19 protein-coding genes and 1 tRNA gene are annotated in these 19,548 nt (G+C 57.8%); 15 read left to right on the top strand and 5 right to left on the bottom strand.

The features are described 5' to 3' along the window. Positions 1-20 precede the first annotated feature (20 nt). Entirely contained in the window at positions 21-1,172 is a 1,152-nt protein-coding gene (locus AC3ISI_RS20200; RefSeq protein ID WP_489333494.1) for an MFS transporter, read from the top strand. 121 nt (positions 1,173-1,293) lie between these two features. Continuing rightward, positions 1,294-1,839 carry a 1,2-dihydroxy-3-keto-5-methylthiopentene dioxygenase gene (locus AC3ISI_RS20195; RefSeq protein WP_489333493.1) on the top strand — a complete coding sequence of 182 codons (546 nt, stop codon included), beginning with the start codon at positions 1,294-1,296 and terminating at the stop codon, positions 1,837-1,839. Between the two features lie 162 nt (positions 1,840-2,001). Here the strand turns inward: AC3ISI_RS20195 and AC3ISI_RS20190 are convergent, their stop codons facing one another. Next, complete coding sequence (locus AC3ISI_RS20190; protein WP_489333492.1) at positions 2,002-2,280, bottom strand: DUF3509 domain-containing protein; 279 nt, start codon at positions 2,278-2,280, stop codon at positions 2,002-2,004. A gap of 341 nt (positions 2,281-2,621) precedes the next feature. Between AC3ISI_RS20190 and AC3ISI_RS20185 the strand changes: the two genes are divergently transcribed. The 9 genes from AC3ISI_RS20185 (at position 2,622) to AC3ISI_RS20145 (ending at position 10,478) form a co-directional block, all read left to right on the top strand. Next, on the top strand, positions 2,622-4,460 hold the full coding sequence (locus AC3ISI_RS20185) for a long-chain-acyl-CoA synthetase (RefSeq protein ID WP_489333491.1): 1,839 nt from the start codon (positions 2,622-2,624) through the stop codon (positions 4,458-4,460). 96 nt (positions 4,461-4,556) lie between these two features. Beyond that, positions 4,557-5,075, top strand: coding sequence for an ankyrin repeat domain-containing protein (locus AC3ISI_RS20180; protein WP_223518709.1), 519 nt, complete (start codon positions 4,557-4,559; stop codon positions 5,073-5,075). A 114-nt stretch (positions 5,076-5,189) separates the two neighbouring features. Then, positions 5,190-5,720, top strand: coding sequence for a hypothetical protein (locus AC3ISI_RS20175; protein WP_489333490.1), 531 nt, complete (start codon positions 5,190-5,192; stop codon positions 5,718-5,720). A 78-nt stretch (positions 5,721-5,798) separates the two neighbouring features. Continuing rightward, complete coding sequence (locus AC3ISI_RS20170) at positions 5,799-5,990, top strand: PLDc N-terminal domain-containing protein (RefSeq protein WP_452627535.1); 192 nt, start codon at positions 5,799-5,801, stop codon at positions 5,988-5,990. A gap of 127 nt (positions 5,991-6,117) precedes the next feature. Next, positions 6,118-6,351, top strand: a complete 234-nt coding sequence (locus AC3ISI_RS20165; protein ID WP_489333489.1) for a hypothetical protein — start codon at positions 6,118-6,120, stop codon at positions 6,349-6,351. A gap of 213 nt (positions 6,352-6,564) precedes the next feature. Further along, on the top strand, positions 6,565-6,906 hold the full coding sequence (locus AC3ISI_RS20160) for a ribonuclease E inhibitor RraB (protein WP_489333488.1): 342 nt from the start codon (positions 6,565-6,567) through the stop codon (positions 6,904-6,906). Between the two features lie 393 nt (positions 6,907-7,299). Further along, complete coding sequence (locus tag AC3ISI_RS20155; protein WP_027922514.1) at positions 7,300-8,709, top strand: circularly permuted type 2 ATP-grasp protein; 1,410 nt, start codon at positions 7,300-7,302, stop codon at positions 8,707-8,709. Positions 8,710-8,721: 12 nt separating this feature from the next. After that, a complete protein-coding gene (locus AC3ISI_RS20150) occupies positions 8,722-9,672 on the top strand; it encodes an alpha-E domain-containing protein (protein ID WP_489333487.1) in 951 nt (316 codons plus the stop codon). Next, positions 9,669-10,478: a transglutaminase family protein gene (locus tag AC3ISI_RS20145; protein ID WP_489333486.1), complete on the top strand. Its 810-nt coding sequence runs from the start codon at positions 9,669-9,671 to the stop codon at positions 10,476-10,478. Before AC3ISI_RS20150 ends, AC3ISI_RS20145 begins: the two co-directional genes overlap by 4 nt. Before the next feature lie 134 nt (positions 10,479-10,612). Here AC3ISI_RS20145 and AC3ISI_RS20140 read toward each other — a convergent pair whose 3' ends face one another. Next, positions 10,613-11,434, bottom strand: a complete 822-nt coding sequence (locus AC3ISI_RS20140) for a c-type cytochrome (protein WP_489333485.1) — start codon at positions 11,432-11,434, stop codon at positions 10,613-10,615. A gap of 594 nt (positions 11,435-12,028) precedes the next feature. Here AC3ISI_RS20140 and AC3ISI_RS20135 point away from each other — a divergent pair. The 3 genes from AC3ISI_RS20135 (at position 12,029) to AC3ISI_RS20125 (ending at position 16,223) form a co-directional block, all read left to right on the top strand. Further along, on the top strand, positions 12,029-13,234 hold the full coding sequence (locus tag AC3ISI_RS20135) for an acetyl-CoA C-acetyltransferase (protein WP_489333484.1): 1,206 nt from the start codon (positions 12,029-12,031) through the stop codon (positions 13,232-13,234). A gap of 26 nt (positions 13,235-13,260) precedes the next feature. Next, positions 13,261-15,405 carry a 3-hydroxyacyl-CoA dehydrogenase NAD-binding domain-containing protein gene (locus AC3ISI_RS20130; RefSeq protein ID WP_489333483.1) on the top strand — a complete coding sequence of 715 codons (2,145 nt, stop codon included), beginning with the start codon at positions 13,261-13,263 and terminating at the stop codon, positions 15,403-15,405. Between the two features lie 95 nt (positions 15,406-15,500). Next, complete coding sequence (locus AC3ISI_RS20125; protein WP_489333482.1) at positions 15,501-16,223, top strand: amidotransferase; 723 nt, start codon at positions 15,501-15,503, stop codon at positions 16,221-16,223. 84 nt (positions 16,224-16,307) lie between these two features. Here AC3ISI_RS20125 and AC3ISI_RS20120 read toward each other — a convergent pair whose 3' ends face one another. The 3 genes from AC3ISI_RS20120 to AC3ISI_RS20110 all read right to left on the bottom strand — a co-directional run bounded on the left by AC3ISI_RS20120 (position 16,308) and on the right by AC3ISI_RS20110 (position 19,063). Continuing rightward, the gene (locus AC3ISI_RS20120) at positions 16,308-17,279 is read right to left on the bottom strand and encodes a magnesium and cobalt transport protein CorA (protein ID WP_489333481.1); all 972 of its coding nucleotides are present in this window, start codon (positions 17,277-17,279) and stop codon (positions 16,308-16,310) included. A 158-nt stretch (positions 17,280-17,437) separates the two neighbouring features. Further along, positions 17,438-18,160, bottom strand: coding sequence for a lysophospholipid acyltransferase family protein (locus AC3ISI_RS20115; protein WP_489333480.1), 723 nt, complete (start codon positions 18,158-18,160; stop codon positions 17,438-17,440). A gap of 213 nt (positions 18,161-18,373) precedes the next feature. Beyond that, positions 18,374-19,063, bottom strand: a complete 690-nt coding sequence (locus AC3ISI_RS20110; protein ID WP_222585383.1) for a crotonase/enoyl-CoA hydratase family protein — start codon at positions 19,061-19,063, stop codon at positions 18,374-18,376. A 308-nt stretch (positions 19,064-19,371) separates the two neighbouring features. On the opposite strand from AC3ISI_RS20110, the gene AC3ISI_RS20105 reads away from it, so the two are divergent. Next, positions 19,372-19,461 (top strand) — tRNA-Ser (locus AC3ISI_RS20105). The last annotated feature ends 87 nt before the right edge of the window (positions 19,462-19,548 follow it).

Raw genomic sequence — 19,548 nt, 5'->3', positions numbered from 1 at the left:
CTGACAGCCGCTGCAGTCTGATGACGGCAGCGGCGCTCCCGTACTGGCGGCTCTCCAGTTTCTACCTGTTCTATTTCGCCTTGCTCGGATCGACGGCGCCGTTTCTGGCGCTGTACTTCGATCACCTGGGCTTTTCCAGCGCGCGGATCGGCGAACTGGTGGCGATCCCGATGCTGATGCGCTGCGTCGCGCCGAACATCTGGGGCTGGTTGGGTGACTACACCGGCCGACGGCTGGCCATCGTGCGCTTCGGTGCGGTGTGTACGTTATTGACGTTTTCGCTGATTTTCGTCAGCAAGACCTACGCCTGGCTGGCGATGGTCATGGCGCTGCACGCGTTCTTCTGGCACGCGGTATTGCCGCAGTTCGAAGTGATCACCCTGGCACACCTGAAAGGGCAGACCTCGCGCTACAGCCAGATTCGCTTGTGGGGCTCCATCGGTTTCATCATCACCGTGGTATTGCTTGGCCGATTGTTCGAATGGCTGAGCCTCGACATCTATCCGGTGGCATTAGTGTTGATCATGGGCGGTATCGTCGTCAGCAGCTTGTGGGTGCCCAATGCCCAACCGGCTCAGGGTGAGCGGCTGGCGGGGGACGGTTTTCTCAAGCAATTGCGCAGCCCCGGCGTCCTGGCGTTTTATGCTTGTGTGGCGCTGATGCAGATGAGCCATGGGCCTTATTACACTTTTTTAACCTTGCACCTGGAACGTCTCGGCTACAGCCGAGGCGTGATCGGCCTGCTCTGGGCGGTCGGCGTGGTCGCTGAAGTGTTGATGTTTCTGGCCATGACCCGAATCCTCACACGGTACTCGGTGCGCCGGGTGCTGTTGGCGAGCTTCCTGCTGGCCGCCCTGCGCTGGGTGCTGCTCGGTTCGTTTGCCAAATTTCTTTGGGTGTTGCTGTTCGCTCAAGTGCTGCATGCGGCGACCTTCGGCAGTTTTCATGCAGCTGCGATCCAGTTCGTGCAGCGTAGTTTCGGTGCGCGTCAGCAAGGGCAGGGCCAGGCGCTTTACGCCGCACTGGCCGGTACCGGCGGCGCTTTGGGTGCGTTGTATTCCGGCTATAGCTGGACTGCCCTCGGCGCCCCATTGACCTTTAGTATTGCAAGCCTCGCAGCCCTGGCGGCAGCCGTTATCATTGCCACACGACTGCAAGAGGACAGGCCATGAGCCTTACCCATGGACACTTCGTCCAGGGCAGATCCAGGCCGTTGAATTTTTTGTTCGAGTGCGAGTTGAAGACGCGCGCGCTCTTTAACCGTAAAGCATGAACCGTTAAGGAGTTGCCCTGATGAGCAGCCTGTCCGTTTACCACATCTCAAGCCCTGATCTGCCGAACAAGGTACTGACCCATTTCGAAGACATCGCCTCGACCCTGGCCGAGCAGGGCGTGCGCTTCGACCGCTGGCAAGCGGCGGCGAAAATCCAGCCCGGCGCCAGTCAGGAAGAAGTGATCGCCGCGTATCAGGAGCCAATCGACAAGCTGATGACCGAGCGCGGGTACCTCTCCATCGATGTCATCAGCCTGAGCAGTGATCATCCGCAAAAAGCCGAACTGCGCGCCAGGTTCCTCGACGAACACTGTTATGGCGAGGATGAAGTCCGGTTTTTCGTTGCCGGTCGTGGCTTGTTTACCCTGCGCATAGACGATTACGTCTACGCGGTGCTCTGCGAAAAGAACGACCTGATCTTGGTGCCGGCCGGTACCCCGCACTGGTTCGACATGGGCGAACATCCACATTTCGTCACGATCCGTCTGTCCAATAACCCTGAAGGCTGGGTGGCCAACTTCACCGGCGACGACATCGCCAGCCGCTTCCCGGGTCTTGAGGACTGACGGTTTCGCGCGGATCAATCCTTCAACTTTTTAAGAACAATGCACATAACTTGTGGGAGCGAGCCTGCTCGCGAAAGCGGTGTATCAGTCAACTTTAATCTTGACTGATACGCCCTCTTCGCGAGCAGGCTCGCTCCCACAATATTTGTACTGTCCAGGGATTTACGCCGTGTGATAAGTCGGCAAAGCAAACCGTTGTTGGCTTTGCAACATGGAGATCTGCGGCAGTTCACTGGCCTGTTCGGCGAGGTCACGGCGAATAGCACTGATCACCCACGATAACTGATCGCCAGCATGCAATTGCTGGTAGGAAATCGAACGCTTGAACACCCGGCCTTCAGTGCCACGCAGGGTTAGTAGAATCCCGCCGTCAGGTCGCGGTTGTGTGGTCACTTCGAAGTTGGAGAACAAGGAAGAAAATTTTTCTTGGATCAGGTTCATGTCTATCAGCTCCGTGTGCACATGATTGGCAAGCATGGAGAGGCAGTTGCAGCGATTGTGCCAGTATTCAAAATTTATAAAATCGTTATAAATCAATTATTTAACTTTATAGCTGAATTTTTACATCGTGCAATCTGCATGAATGGCCATCGTGCATCCTGCATTTTGAAAGATTGTTGCTGTTTCGATGGAACCAATTGGCAGGTCGGGGTTCATCGTTCGCTTGTCCGTGGTGCGGATACAAAACATTGCAAAAACCGCGTGTACAGCTCAAGAACCGCTGACGTATTTTCGAGCTCAATGAACGCCGCCCGACAATAAAAAAATAAGCGGAAACACGCATGAAACGCACGCCGAACGACACGATTACCTGGGGCATGATGCTCCGCAAACTGCCGACGATCGCCAAAACCATTCCCCGCGTGGTGAAGGGTCTGAAAGTCGCCAACGTCAAGGATCCGACCCAACCGTGTGGCCTGGGCTGGTGTTTCGAGCAGGCGACGTTGCGCAATCCCGATGGTTCCGCATTACTACAGGGCGACGTGACGCTGACCTATAGGCAGGTCAATCAATGGGCCAACCGCATTGCTCATCATCTGATTGCCCAAGGCATCGGGAAGGGGGACGTGGTTGCGGTCTTCATCGAGAACCGCCCTGAGCTACTGGTGACGATTCTGGCGGTGGCCAAGGTCGGCGCGATCAGCGCGTTGCTCAATACCTCGCAGACCCGCGATACCCTCGTGCACAGCCTGAACCTGGTGGCGTCCGTGGCGATCATCGTCGGTGGCGAATTGGTCCCGGCGTTTTTGCAGGTCCGCGAACGGGTGTCCATCGCTTCCGCGCGAACCTGGTTCGTTGCCGATCAAGCCACCTATAACCATCCGGGCATTGCCCCCGACGGGTTCGTCAACCTGATGGCGGCCAGTGCCGATGCGGCCGACGACAATCCGGCCAGCAGCCAGCGGGTTTTTTTCGACGATCCTTGTTTCTACATCTACACCTCCGGCACCACTGGACTGCCCAAGGCCGGTATCTTCAAGCACGGGCGCTGGATGCGCAGTTCTGCCAGCTTCGGCCTGATCGCCCTGGACATGCAGCCGCACGACATCGTCTATTGCACCTTGCCGCTGTATCACGGCACCGGGCTCTGCGTGTGCTGGGGTTCGGCCATCAGCGGCGCCTCGGGGTTTGCCATCCGTCGCAAGTTCAGCGCCAGCCAGTTCTGGAGCGAAGTACGCAACTACCACGCGACCACCCTCGGCTATGTGGGCGAACTGTGCCGTTATCTGATAGATCAGCCGCCCAGCGCCGAGGACCGCCAACACAACGTGACCAAGATGATCGGCAACGGTTTGCGTCCCGGCGCGTGGAACGCCTTCAAGAACCGTTTCGGCGTTAACCACATTTGCGAGTTATATGCGGCCAGCGACGGCAACATCGGGTTCAGCAACATTCTCAATTTTGACCACACCATCGGTTTCTCGCTGATGGCCTGGGAATTGGTGACCTACGACCATGACAGTGGTCAGCCGATTCGTAATGACAAGGGTTTCATGAACAAAGTCGCCAAAGGCGCGCAGGGGCTGTTGTTGGCAAGAATCGACGACAAGGCACCGCTGGACGGCTACACCGACCCGCAAAAAACCGAAAAAGTCGTGCTGCATGACGTGTTCAAGAAGGGCGATCGTTACTTCAACACCGGTGACCTGCTGCGCAACATTGGTTTCGGCCATGCACAATTCGTCGATCGATTGGGTGACACCTACCGCTGGAAAGGCGAAAACGTCTCGACCACGGAAGTTGAAAACATCTTGCTGCAATATCCGCAGATCGCGGAAGCCGTGGCGTATGGCGTAGAGGTCCGAAACACTAACGGGCGCGCCGGCATGGCTGCGATTACCCCGGCCGAATCCTTGGCCACCCTGGATTTCAGTGAATTGCTGGATTTCGCTCGCCAGCAAATGCCGGCCTATGCGGTGCCGCTGTTCCTGCGGGTAAAAGTGAAAATGGAGACCACCGGGACGTTCAAATACAAGAAGACCCGGCTCAAGGACGAAGCCTTCGACCCCGGCAAAACCGGCGATGACCCGATCTATGCCTGGTTACCCGGTACCCACACCTATGTGCAGGTGACCGAGCAAGTGCTGGCGGATATTCTCGGCGGTAAGTACCGCTATTGAATGTGGCTATGGCAGCCCTTGAGAAAAAACAAGTGACAGCGTGGGGGCTGCTCGGGAAACTGTCGCCTTTGCGAACAACCCAACGTGGAGCCCCCGATGTCAGACCAAAGTCGCCAGATGACCCCCGAAGAAGCCGCTGAATTTGCCGAACAGGTCTTCAACAAAGCGCGCGAGGGCGATGCGGCCATGATGGCTGCGCTGCTGACCAAAGGCCTGCCGCCTAATCTGCGCAACCACAAAGGCGACACCTTGCTGATGCTGGCCGCCTACCATGGCCATGTGGATACCGTAAAAGTCTTGCTCGAACACAAGGCCGACCCGGAAATTCGCAATGACAACGGCCAAAGCCCGATTGCCGGTGCCGCGTTCAAGGGCGACCTGGCTGTGGTCAAAGCGCTGGTAGACGGCGGGGCGCAAGTGGAAGGTTCATCGTTTGATGGCCGAACCGCGCTGATGATGGCGGCGATGTTCAACCGCGTCGAAATCGTCGACTACCTGATCAGCAAAGGTGCCGATCCGAAAGCCAAGGACGCCAACGGCGTATCTGCACTTGATGCCGCGAAAACCCTGGGCGCCACCGATACCATCGCGCAGCTGGAAAAACTGCTCGGCTGATCAGTTGTGGTGACGGGCTAGCTCCCTCACCACAGGTCCCACCCTGCTCGGTAACTTCCTCCAAATGCGCTATCCTTCGCGCCCTCAAAATTCATTCGCTACAGGATCCACCTCATGAAAGCCGCACTCGTCGAACTCATCAGCAAAATCAGCTCCGGGTGCATGAGCGATGACGAAATCCTGAAGGTCGCTGACGAAGCGGCTCAGGCTTACGCCGATCCTGAAGCTTTTCTGACGGCCAATCCGGATATCAACTACGACGACTCGTTCCCGATCCCTTTGGGCGAGTGGGTGGTTGTTGGCAGTCTGCCGGAGACGGTGCTGTTCCAGGCCGACACGTACATGGACCTGTTCGCCCGGATCGTCGCTTCGTTCGGCCCCGGTGTTGATTTCAATATCAAACCCAAGCAACTGGCCAAAACCGAAGCCCTGACCGCGCTCAACCGCATTCAGGTGCAAATGGGCAGCATGAACAAGGAAAACGGCGGGTACACGCTGATGAACTTCAGCCAGTTGCTCGACGACGAGATGCAAGTGGTGCTGGTCTACGGCAACGACGTGCCACGAGTTCTTGAACTGTGCGCCGAGGTCGGCATCGCCGCTGCGCCATCCCTGGAAGCCTTGAAAGTGGCGATCCATATCTGACGTAAACCCTGAAAAAATCTGAACCCTCGCATTAGGCGGCTATCCTAAGAGTGCAAATTACTCTTAGGGAGCGTCACCATGGGTTCTACGTTCAACAGCCTGATTGCCTTGATCATTTTCGTTCTGGATATCTGGGCCATCATCAACGTGTTTAAAAGCGGCGCCACCACCGGGATGAAAGTCCTCTGGGTGCTGTTGATCGCGTGCTTGCCGGTGCTGGGGCTGATCATCTGGGCCATCACCGGGCCGCGGGCTGACGTACGGATCTGACTCAGAATTCCCTGTGGAAGCGAGTCGTGTTTTTCACGCTCGCACGCCGTAATCCGTTGAACGAACAGTCCGCGCAAAAGTCCAGATGCTTGTAAGCCCATCCATGGGTTTTATCGAGGAGGCTCTGATGCAAAAGTGGAAAATCACTTTCGTAGATGATCACGGTGAAACAGTCGATGAAGTCTTTGAGTGCGACGAGTGCCCGGACAATGAGCACGCGGCCAAACTCATCAAGGCCCGACTTCTTCCAGTCGCCGCCGAACTGGATCTGAATGATCTGGAAGGGCGAACCGCTGATGCGAGCGTCAAAAGTCTTAAATCACAGAACAGCATACAAATCCTCGGTATCACGCCAGCCTGAACACTTCCTGTCACATTCTCATGCAGGCCTTGGCATCGGCGCTCTCTTGAGGCTACTCTGCAATCGAGATCAGCGAATGGATCGCTAAGGTCTGGTCTTGTCAGCTACATGCTTGCTTCCCACCGGCAACGAGGTTGCCGCATCGCTCGCACCACTCGGTTGCGTGTGCCGGGAATACGGAAAGTCTATCCATCACTATGAGGGGGACGTTTCATGAGCACAGCCTATCAAGAAGACATCAGCAGCTCGGTGCTGCGCCGCATGAAAGAAGGCGGTTTCGACTTTTCAAGATTCCATCCCATCGAGTTCTACGCCATTTTTCCCGACGAGGAGCGGGCCCGCAGAGCAGCAGGTCATTACCGTGGTGAGTCCTTGAATGCGCAAATCAGTGTGCGCGAAGACGGCGCATGGGCGCTCGAACTGAGCAAAGTCATGTACGCCACCTACGATGACATCGGCGATTTCGAGCAATGTTTTGAGGCCGTGGTCGAGCCTCTGGGCGGCATCATTGAAGGATGGGGCGTCAAGCAGGAGGTACGAGGGCTACTCGCATAAGCTTATGAACAGTGACACGCACTAACGGCTGGCCTTCGGGTTGGCCGTTTTAGTTTATGGGGCGGCAAAAACTTCCGGCAAAATCCTGAAACAAGAAACCGGCGCAAAAAAAAACCGCCCGAGCAGGCGGCTAAAGGGAAGTTCGGGCTGTTTTCCAGCGAATGCGCGGATTATCCGCACCGACGACCGGGCAGCGAAATCAACTCTGACTATGCTGGTGATAGGCGACAACGTCGCCTTGCAATGAAGCGGGGGCAATCAAGTTGGGGCGTTTGCTGCACAGGATTGGTGCGGTATTAACGGTGTTTATTTCCAACTGATTGATATCAAAGCGTTTATGCCGATGGCACGGGCCTTGCGAAGCCTAGATGTCCGGGTGACAAGGAGTACGGCATGATCCGCACCTATTTTGATGAAATGTACGATGCAGGCGGCCAGGTCCGCCCGCATTATCGGGAGTTTGCCCGTTGGCTGGCCGAAACGCCTGACGAGCTTTTGGCACAACGGCGACGCGAGGCCGATCTGTTGTTTCATCGCGCCGGGATTACTTTCACCCTCTATGGGGATGAGCAGGGGACAGAGCGCCTGATTCCCTTCGATACCATCCCTCGTAGCATCCCGGCCAGTGAATGGCGGGTCGTCGAGCGCGGCTGCATTCAGCGGGTCAAGGCATTGAATATGTTCCTTGCCGACCTCTATCACGAGCAGCGCATCATCAAGGCGGGCATCATTCCTGCCGAGCAAGTGCTGGCCAACGAGCAATATCAGTTGGCGATGCAAGGGCTGGATCTGCATCGGGATATCTATTCGCACATCTCTGGCGTCGATCTGGTGCGCGACGGCGACGGCACGTATTACGTGCTTGAAGACAACCTGCGCACACCTAGCGGCGTGAGCTACATGCTCGAAGACCGCAAGATGATGATGCGGCTGTTCCCCGAACTGTTCGCGGCGCAACGCATTGCTCCTATCGATCACTACCCGAATTTGCTTTTGGATACCCTGAAAAGCTCCAGCCCGATTGATAACCCGAGCGTGGTGGTGCTGACACCGGGTCGCTTCAACAGCGCATTTTTCGAGCATGCCTTTTTGGCTCGGGAGATGGGGGTTGAATTGGTGGAGGGCGCGGACCTGTTCGTGCGCGATGACAAGGTGTTCATGCGCACGACGGACGGGCCTAAGGCCGTCGACGTCATCTACCGTCGCCTCGACGACGCGTTCCTCGATCCGCTGGCGTTCAATCCGGACTCGATGCTGGGCGTTCCCGGGCTGCTGTCGTCCTACCGCTCCGGCAACGTGGTGCTTGCGAATGCCATCGGTACCGGCGTCGCGGACGACAAGTCGGTGTATCCGTTTGTCACCGACATGATCCGTTTTTACCTCGACGAAGAACCGATTCTGAAAAACGTGCCGACGTTCCAGTGTCGCAACCCCTCTGAACTGTCCCACGTGTTGGCCAATCTTCCCGATCTGGTGGTCAAGGAAACCCAGGGCTCCGGCGGTTACGGAATGCTGGTGGGGCCGGCGGCGACGGCGGCGGAAATCGAGTCGTTTCGCGCACGGATCAAAGCCAAACCACACGCGTACATCGCCCAACCGACGTTATCCCTGTCGACCTGTCCGACCTTTGTCGAAAACGGCATCGCCCCACGCCACATCGACCTGCGTCCGTTTGTACTGTCTGGCCGCGAAACCCGGGTCGTGCCCGGCGGTTTGACCCGTGTCGCCCTGCGTGAAGGCTCTCTGGTGGTGAATTCATCCCAGGGTGGCGGAACCAAGGACACCTGGGTGGTCGAGGATTGAAGGAAGCCTGCCATGCTAAGTAGAACTGCCTCGGATTTGTATTGGATGTCGCGTTACCTGGAGCGGGCGGAAAACCTCGCTCGTATGCTCGACATCAGTTATTCGCTGTCGCTGATGCCACAGGATGGCCGCGGTGACGGGCTGCACGAACTCGCCATGCCGTTGCTGATCACCGGCACCCTGGACGACTACCTGGAGCGCCACGGCGAGTTACATGCCGAACGGCTGCTGCACTTTTTCGCCCTGGACGCGGACAACCCGGCGAGCATCTACAGTTGCCTCGGCGCCGCTCGGGCCAGCGCCCATGCGGTGCGTGGGCGAATCACCGCCGACATGTGGGAAAACATCAACGCCACCTGGCTGGAGATTCGCGGGATCGCCGTACAGGGCTTGAGCCGTTACGGCATGAGCCGTTTTTGCGAGTGGATAAAGGAACGTTCCCACCTGTTTCGGGGCGCGTCCTACGGCACCATCATGCGTAACGATGCGTTCCGCTTCATTCGTCTGGGAACCTTTATCGAAAGGGCCGACAACACGCTGCGCCTGCTTGACGCTCGCTACGAAATGGCCGGCGATCAAGCGGAAGCCGTCAGTGACAGTACGGCGCACGCCTATTACCAGTGGAGCGCATTGCTCCGTGCGCTGTCGTCGTTCGAGGCGTACACCGAGATCTACCGCGACGCCCCCGGTGCCCGGCATGTGGCTGAGTTGCTGTTGCTGCGCGCGGATGTGCCGCGCTCCTTGCGCGCCTGCACCGAAGAAATCGACCAGATCCTCGCCAGCCTGCCGGGGGCCAACGGCCGCCCGGCACAACGCCTGGCCGCTGAGATAGACGCGCGTCTGCGCTACACCGGCATCAACGAAATTCTCGACGAAGGCTTGCACGCCTGGCTGACCGAGTTCATCCCGCTGGTGCGCCGGTTGGGTAACGCCATTCACAGTTCTTACCTGGAGGCTGCATGAGACTTTCCATTAGCCACGAAACCACCTATCACTATGAAGATCAGGTGCGGGCGAGCATCCAGTACCTGCGACTGACACCCCACGACAGTGAGCGCCAGCACGTTCTCAGCTGGCAGCTCGACCTGCCGCGCCCGGTACGCGCGCAACTCGATCCGTTTGGCAACATATTGCACGTGCTGACCATGGACGAGCCGCACGAGGCAATCATCATCGGCGCCCGTGGTCAGGTCGACATCGACGAATTGCGCGAAGCCGAGCATGAAAGCCAGTCGGCGCTGCCGTTCCTGCGCTTCACGCGCCTGACGGAGCCAGACGAAGCGTTGCGAACGTTCGCGCAAAAGGAATGTAAAACACGTCGTGATCGCACTGCGCTGATCGATTTGATGCATGGTCTTAACCAGCGCATGACCTATACGCCGGGCTCAACCGAAGTCGACACCAGCGCGGCTCAGGCCTTTGCCGGGCGTTCAGGTGTCTGTCAGGACCACACCCATGCCTTTCTCGCCTGCGCACGTAGCCTGGGCATTCCGTCGCGTTATGTGTCGGGCTATTTGTACAGCGAGAACAGCGAACACCTGGCCAGTCACGCCTGGGCGGAAGCTTGGCTGGATGACGCCTGGTACAGCTTCGACGTGACCAACGAACTGGCCCGACCGGAGCGCCATTTGAAACTGGCGGTGGGCCTGGATTACCTGGATGCCTGCCCGGTACGCGGGATGCGCCGGGGCGGCGGGTGCGAACAGATGCATGCGAAGGTGTTTGTGTCGCCAACACCGATGCCGGTTATCTCTGTCCAGCAACAGTAAATCCGGAACAGCCCCCCTCTGTGGGAGCGGGCTTGCCCGCGATAGCGGTTTTCCAGTCACTGCATGAGTGTCTGAACTGACGCTTTCGCGGGCAAGTCGAATCGTCGCACCGCCGCTCTCACAGGGGATTAGGGTCAAGGCTTTATCTTGCGTCCGGCCATATGCTTCAAATACCCCACCAGCATTTCCAGATCCCGCTCCGGCAACACCTGAGTGGTAAACCCCGGCATCTTCGCCTGGGGCCACTGGCGCAAGCTCTGCGGATCACGGATGTACCGCTTCAGGAAGTCCGCTCCAAAATACTCGGTCGGGTTATACGGAATATTCAGGTCTGGCCCGAACTGCGCATCCCCGGCACCGTTCAGTCGATGGCACGCCAGGCAGTTCTTTTGAAACAGCGCAAAACCTTGATTGATCGGATCATCTGCTTTTAAGGCCGGATCCGGCAGCAGGGCAGGGAAACGTTCGGCCACCGGCGCCATGCGCTTGATGCTGGCGACCTGGTATGGCCACTGCTCCGGGCTGATATTGCCCGCTTGAGGATTCGTCCAGACCAGATAAAACGGCCCGGCACTCGGTTTACCCTCAGACAACGCTGGCCACGGTTTTGCCGGGTCTTCAACCGCCAACCAAGCCTGCGCACCTTGGGTGTTGAGCAATGGTGCAGCGGCCAGTTCGGCGGCAAATCCGTCCAGCGCCACGGCCTGTAGATGGTCAGCGGGCTTGATGCCGGTCAACAACGCCGCCAGCGGCACCGCTTGATAGCTCATCTCCCGTTTGTAGGAAACGTCGTCGGCAATGCGCAGGGTCCGGAGTTGCGGGTGCTTAAGCAGCTCCTCGGTCTGCCAGGTGCGACTGCTCGCGCCCAGCTCAAGGTTCAGCTGTGCGGCAAACAGAGGCGTGCTGAACAGCAAGGCCCCGATCAGAGTGAGCGTTTTCAATAGATCGCCATCCATGTCGTGAAAGTGCCACAAAGGTTGGCACACCCACGCTGACTCGGGTAGCGAGCCAGTCACATTTTTAAATGACGATATAAATACCCGACGCCGTATTTTTTTACCGACTAACCAATCACCTTGGTCAGATTCGGCAAAATCAACAACAGCGTGGTAGCGAAAAGAATGAGCCCGGCTTGACGTACTTTCGAATGTTTGAACATGGCTTGACCGCCTTTTTTGTTATTTCCTGATGCCTGCCTGCATATCTCCATGACGGCAGAGCGTTGCACTTCCTGTCAGACGAGCGCCTCGGCAAAACCCGACGACAACTTCGTACACTTCACCTTAGAGCCCGCGTCACCTGTGGCTTAGATCCATTTCGTATGGATATTCCATAAAAAACTATAAAAAAGGCATGAGGCCTATTGCCAGCTTCTTGGACGCCCTTTTGCTAGACAGCTCCGTGTCCTGAAACGGTTAATCCCATTGCTCACTACCGTCCGTCTGAGCGTGTCCGTCAACGCCGGTGAGCGTTGCGGTCATTGAATCCGCGGTGGCTCGGCATAAGAGTGAGCGCTCAGTATTTACTCACCGCCCAGGTTCGAGGACGTCATGACCCAAGCTTTGATTTTCGATGCGTTACGTACGCCCCGTGGCAAAGGCAAGGCCGATGGCGCCCTGCACAGCATCAAACCGGTCAATCTGGTGGCCGGGTTGCTGACGGCATTGCAGCAGCGCACCTCGCTTGATACCAGTCAGGTCGATGATGTCGTGCTCGGCTGCGTGACGCCTATTGGTGATCAGGGCTCTGATATCGCCAAGACCGCGACCCAGGTGGCGAATTGGGACGTCAGCGTCTCGGGTGTGCAGATCAACCGTTTTTGCGCGTCGGGTCTTGAGGCGGTGAACCTCGGCGCGATGAAGGTGCTTTCCGGTTTCGAAGAGCTGGTGGTGGTCGGCGGTGTCGAGTCGATGTCCCGCGTGCCGATGGGCAGTGACGGCGGGGCCTGGGCGCTGGACCCGGAGACCAACCTGCACAGCCATTTCACCCCGCAGGGCGTGGGTGCTGACCTGATCGCCACCCTCGAAGGATTCAGCCGCCAGGACGTCGATGCCTACGCGTTGCACTCCCAACAGAAAGCGGCACGGGCGCGGGTGAACGGTTCGTTCAACAAGTCGCTGGTGCCGGTGCAGGATCAGAACGGCATCATCCTGCTCGATCACGATGAGTTCATTCGGGCCGACTCCACCCTGGAAGGCTTGGGCAAGCTCAAGCCGAGCTTCGAGATGATGGGGCAGATGGGCTTCGACGCCACGGCATTGCGCGTCTACAGCCATGTCGAACGGATCAATCACGTGCACACGCCGGGCAACAGTTCCGGGATTGTCGATGGTGCCGCGCTGATGCTGATCGGTTCCGAAGCCAAGGGCCGGGCGCTGGGTTTGCAGCCACGGGCGCGGATCGTTGCCACGGCGGTCACCAGCACCGACCCGACCATCATGCTCACCGGCCCCGCGCCGGCCACCCGTAAAGCTCTGGCCAAGGCCGGCCTGCGAGTGGAGGACATCGACCTGTTCGAAGTCAACGAAGCGTTCGCCTCGGTGGTGCTCAAATTCATCAAGGACATGGCCATCGATGCGGACAAGGTCAACGTCAACGGCGGCTCCATCGCCATGGGCCATCCGCTGGGCGCCACGGGCTGCGCGATTCTCGGCACGCTGCTCGATGAGCTGGAAACCCGACGCCTGCGCTATGGCCTCGCGACGTTGTGTGTCGGTGGCGGCATGGGCATTGCCACCATCATCGAACGCCTCTGAGCCCCGACTTTCAAGGAAACATGTTCATGACTGAAGCCATTCGTTACGAAAAGGGTCAGGACCAGATCGTCGTCCTGACCATCGACATGCCGGGCCAGAGCGCCAACACCATGAACGCGGGCTACCGCGAAGCCATGGCCGCCTGCGTCGCCCGGTTGGTCGCAGAAAAAGACAGCATTGCCGGGGTCATCATCACCTCGGCGAAGAAGACGTTTTTCGCCGGCGGCGACCTCAATGAGCTGATCAAGGTCGGCAAACCCGAAGCCAAAGCGTTCTACGACATGGTGCTGACCCTCAAAGGTCAATTGCGCACCCTGGAAACCCTCGGCAAACCGGTGGTGGCCGCGATCAACGGCGCCGCATTGGGCGGCGGTTGGGAAATCTGCCTGGCGTGCCATCACCGCGTGGCGCTGGACAATCCGTCCGTGCAACTCGGCCTGCCGGAAGTCACGCTCGGCTTGCTGCCGGGCGGCGGCGGGGTGGTGCGCATGGTGCGGATGCTAGGCATCGAGAAAGCCTTGCCGTATTTGCTGGAAGGCAAAAAAGTCCGGCCACAACAGGCGCTGCAGGCTGGGTTGGTTGACGAGTTGGCGAAGGATCCTGGCGAACTGCTGAGCAAGGCACGGGCCTGGATTCTGGCCAATCCGACGGCGATACAGCGTTGGGACGTGAAGGGTTATCAGATTCCCGGCGGCACCCCGTCCAGCCCGAAAGTCGCGCAAATGCTCGCCATCGCGCCGTCGATCCTGCGCAGCAAAACCCAGGGCTGCATGCCCGCGCCGGAGAAAATCCTTTGTGCGGCGGTTGAAGGCGCTCAAGTGGATTTCGACACCGCGCACCTGATCGAAACCCGCTACTTCACCGAGTTGACCACCGGCCAAATCTCGAAAAACCTGATTGGCACGTTCTGGTTCCAGCTCAACGAGATCAATGCCGGTGGGTCACGGCCGCAAGGTTTTGCGCCTTACGTGACGCAAAAAGTCGGGGTGCTCGGCGCCGGGATGATGGGCGCGGGCATCGCGTTTGTCAGCGCTTCGGCGGGTATAGAGGTGGTGCTCAAGGACATCACCCTGGCGGCAGCAGAGAAGGGCAAGGCCCATTCGGCGGCGCTGCTGGACAAGAGAGTCGCGCGCGGCCAGATGATTGCGCAGCAGCGTGAGGCGATCCTGGCGCGGATCCGCACCACCGAAAGTGATGCGGACCTGGCCGGTTGCGACTTGATTATCGAGGCAGTATTCGAAGACCGTGAACTCAAAGCCAAGGTCTCCTCGGCTGCGCAAAAAGTCGTCGGCGCGGATGCCGTAATCGCCTCCAACACTTCGACCTTGCCGATCAGCGGACTGGCCACTGCGGTGCCGGATCAGACCAAGTTCATCGGCCTGCATTTCTTCAGTCCTGTGGAAAAAATGCCGTTGGTGGAAATCATCAAAGGCGCCCACACCAGCGACGAAACCCTGGCTCGCGGTTTCGATTTCGTCCTGCAAATCAAGAAAACCCCGATTGTGGTCAACGACAGTCGCGGTTTCTTTACTTCACGGGTGTTCGGCACCTTTACCAACGAAGGCATCGCCATGCTCGGCGAAGGTGTCAGCGCGCCGATGATCGAAACCGAAGCACGAAAGGCCGGTATGCCCATCGGGCCTCTGGCTATCTCTGACGAAGTTTCCCTCAGCCTCATGAGCCATATCCGCCAGCAAACGGCCAAAGACCTGCAAGCAGAAGGGAAACCGCTGATTGAACACCCGGCGTTTGCCGTGATTGACTTGCTGCTCAACGAATACAAACGGCCCGGTAAAGCGGCAGGAGGCGGTTTCTATGAATACCCGGCCGCCGGCCAGAAACATTTATGGCCGGAGCTGAAAAGCCGCTTTGAGAAGCCTGACAGGCAAATTTCGCCAAAGGATGTGCGTGATCGCCTGCTGTTCGTGCAAGCCATCGAGACCGTGCGCTGTGTGGAGGAGGGCGTGCTGACGTCGACGGCGGACGCCAACGTCGGTTCGATCTTCGGCATCGGTTTCGCGGCCTGGACCGGCGGCGCGCTGCAATTTATCAATCAATACGGCGTGCAAGACTTCGTCGCCCGTGCCCAATACCTGGCCGCGCAGTATGGCGAGCGCTTCAATCCGCCGGCCTTGTTGCTGGAAAAAGCCGCTAAAGGGGAGGCGTTTTAAGGGACCGGTGACGCCTCGCAGGGCTTGCCTTGGAACGGTGTTTCGAGGCAGGCTCTGGGGTGTGCATTATTCCCATCACGTGTCAGGTATTTTTTATGTCGTTACGCATCTGCATTCTGGAAACCGACATCCTGCGTCCAGAATTGGTCGACCAATATCAGGGCTACGGGCAGATGTTCAAACACCTGTTTTCGCAGCAACCCATCGCGGCCGAGTTCACGGTTTACAACGTGATGCAGGGCGAATACCCAAGCGATGAGCTGACCTTCGACGCTTATCTGGTCACCGGCAGCAAGGCCGACTCTTTCGGCACCGACCCGTGGATCGAAACCCTCAAAACTTACCTGATGTCCCGCTACGAACGCGGCGACAAGTTGCTAGGCGTGTGTTTCGGCCATCAGTTACTGGCGCTGTTGCTGGGCGGCAAAAGTGAACGCGCAACCCAAGGCTGGGGTGTCGGCACCCATCGCTACAAACTTGCGGCCAAGGCGCCGTGGATGAGTCCGGTCAGGGAAGAGTTGACCTTGTTGATCAGCCACCAGGATCAAGTGACCTCGCTACCGGAAAACGCCACGGTCATCGCTTCCAGCGATTTCTGCCCGTTCGCCGCTTACCACATCAACGATCAGGTGCTGTGCTTCCAGGGGCATCCGGAGTTCATTCACGATTATTCGCGTGCGCTGCTGGAAATCCGCCAGCAAGCACTGGGCGAGCAAATCTACTCCAAAGGCGTGGCCAGCCTTGAGCATGAGCATCATGGCGCTACCGTTGCAGAGTGGATGATGCGGTTTGTGGCGCACAAGCCAGAAACGGCTTAAAACCCAATAAATGCTCGCACCCACAATGGAGATCCCCTGTGGGAGCGAGCCTGCTCGCGATTTTCACAGACACCTCGGTAGCGGCTACAGCCACCCCGACTTCTTGAAACTCGCCCACAACCCTGTACACCCCACCGCAATAAACCCCAGCACCCCGAAGTACCCGTAATGCCACGTCAGCTCCGGCATGTCTTGGAAGTTCATCCCGTAAATCCCGGCCACCGCCGTCGGAAATGCCAAAATCGCTGCCCACGCCGCAAACTTGCGCTGCACCACGCTCTGGCGCGCTGCTTCCAGCAGCACTCCAATCTCAATCGTCTGGCTGGCAATGTCCGCCAGGGTTGTCAGGTCTTCCATCTGCCGGGTCACGTGTATCTGCACATCACGGAAGTACGGGCGCATGTTCTTGTCAATGAACGGGAAGCTCAGCTTCTGCAGCTCCTCACCGATCTCCACCATCGGCGCCGCATAACGACGCAGACGCAATACGTCCCGGCGCAAGCCGTGAAGTTTCTGGATGTCATGTTCATTCAACGCACCGCACAACACGTTGCGTTCCAGCTCATCGATCTCGGCATGGATCGCTTCGCCCATCGGCTGGTAGTTTTCAATCACGAAATCGAGGATGGCATAGAGGACGAAATCTTCCCCGTGCTCAAGTAACAGCGGACGCGCCTCACAACGCTGTCGGACATAGGCGTAGGACGCCGAGTGGCCATTGCGTGCGGTAATGATGTAACCGTTGCCGGCAAAGATATGAGTTTCGATGAACTCCAGTTTGCCTTCGTTACGAATCGGCGAATAGGTGACGATAAACAGTGCATCACCGAACGTTTCGAGCTTCGGTCGGCTGTGCTTTTCCAGGGCATCCTCGATGGCCAGTTCATGCAGATTGAACTGGCGTTGCAGGTTGGCCAGTTCCTGGGCGTTCGGCTCTTCGAGGCCGATCCAGACAAAGTGGCCAGGCTTTGCAGCCCAGGCAGCGCCTTCGTCGAGGGTGATATTGGTGACTTTTTTACCGGCGCTGTAAACGGCAGCAGCAACAACTCTACCCATGTCTGGTTCACTTCTTATTAGCAGGTGGCAGTGGCAGGCAATCTTCAGCTTAGCCTTGTCTACTGCTTGAGAGTGAGCGAACTCTGCTTAGTTCTAAGGTGAAAGCTCGATGGTAAAAGTTCGCAGGCAAAAGAAACCCGCACAAAGCGGGTTTCTTTTTACGCGGCTTGCAGTTGCCGATCCATCGAAGCGATGCACTCGCGCATCTGCTCGCGGCACTGATCCATCAGCATGGGCATGTCGTCCAGGCTCAATCCCGCTGTCGGAATCGCCGGCAACGAACGAATCAGGATTGTCCCGCTGCGCCAGCGGTTCAATCGCATGTGTTTGACGTAACTGCTGACACACACCGGCACGATTGGCACACCGGCAGCGATCGCCATTTGGAACGCGCCTTTCTTGAACGGCAGCAACTCTTCGCCGAGGTTGCGCGTGCCTTCCGGGAAGACCCATATGGAAGTGTCTTCATGCTGCAAGGTGTGGGTGGTGGTCAACATCGACTGACGCGCCTTATGGGCATTGCTGCGGTCGATCAACACGTTACCGGCCAGCCAGAACAGTTGCCCGAACAGCGGCACCCACTTAAGGCTTTTCTTGCCGATGCACACGGTGCGGCGGGGCACCACGTTGCCGAACACAAACAAGTCGTAGTTGGACTGGTGATTAGCGACGATCACGCAGCTGTCAGGCTTGTTCATCAATGGCCCGACATCGGTCTTCACCCGTAAACGCAAAATACACATCGCTGGCCACGCATATAGACGTGCGCACAAACGGCTGTTGTCCGGGTTGAACGGGCGGCAAAGGCCCAGAATCACCCCAAGCACACCGGCCAGAATAAAGTGCAGGCCCATCAGGAACATACGAAACACAAACAGCATTTGCAGGCCCCACCGGGACAAAAGGTGGCGCAGTGTACGGATGTGCACTGTTTTCGGCAATTGCCACTAAAGAGGGGGAGATAGGCGATGTTTGTGAGCATGTTTCTGACTTGTTGGTCAGATGCGACTTAGAGCGGTCGCAGACTTTTCAACGCGATGTGTAAGAAAAAGCCCGACACGACGGTCGGGCTTTTCCGTGCAGCAAGTTTGAGCTTAACCCATATGCTCCTGGTCCAGGATGATCGCGTTGTCCAGTGTCTCCAGCAACGCCTTGCGTACTTTCAGCTTGGTGTTCTTGTGTGCGGTCATGTTGATCTTCTTCAACTGACGAGCCGCCGCCAGCGCTGCGCCTTGCAACTCTTCGGCCGACACCACTACGTCGAGGAAACCGGCGTCCACGGCGCTCTGCGGGTTAAACATCTCACCATTGATCACGGAGCGGTGGAACGCCGATTTGCGCAGGCGATCACGCGCGATCTCGATACCGGCGTGGTGCATGGTCATGCCGATCTGCACTTCGTTCAGACCAATGCTGAACGGGCCATCGACACCAATGCGGTAATCCGCCGACAACAGCAGGAACGCACCCTTGGCCACGGCATGCCCAGGGCACGCGACGATCACCGGGAACGGGTGCGACAGCAGGCGACGGGCCAGAGTCGAACCGGCAGTGACCAACGCCACGGCTTCTTTAGGGCCGGACGTCATCACCTTCAAGTCATAACCACCCGACAAAATTCCTGGCGTACCGGTAATGATCACCACCGCGCGATCAGTCACCGCCTGATCCAGCGCAGCGTTAAACGCAGCAATCACGTCGGGCGAGATGGCATTGACCTTGCCATTGCTCAAGGTCAGGGTCGCGATGCCGTCTTCGAGATGGTAGGAGATCAACTCACTCATGACGCTATTCCTTGTATGAAAGTTGAGGCAGACGTTACCCACCGCGGCACGTCAGGTAAAGCGCTGTGACTGACCCGCCAGTCACCCTTTCCCTTCCGGGCAAGCGTGTCCCGCCACACCCGCCGCGCATTCCCCTCTATATAGAAGAGGGCGCGAAGCCGGAGATTGGCAGGTTTGCCATGGCCAGCAACCCGCCGGAATGACTAAAACGCTAAGCGCATGAAAATTCTGCAAAAAAAGTTTGCCATCGGAAAAGGTTTCGACTACATTAGCGCGCCTCGACAGACAGAACTTGTTTGACGAGATACGGTGAAGTGTCCGAGTGGCTTAAGGAGCACGCCTGGAAAGTGTGTATACAAGAAATTGTATCGAGAGTTCGAATCTCTCCTTCACCGCCAAATTCGATGTAACCAGAACCCCTGATTTCGAGAGAAATCAGGGGTTTTGTGGTTTCTGGGGTCTGGGTTTCGGCAGGAAACTGGGTG

The sequence above is a fragment of the Pseudomonas sp. GL_139_B genome, from assembly GCF_057834475.1.
The sequence above is the reverse complement of the archived record's forward strand: the minus strand, read 5'-3'. Positions and strand labels throughout refer to the sequence as shown.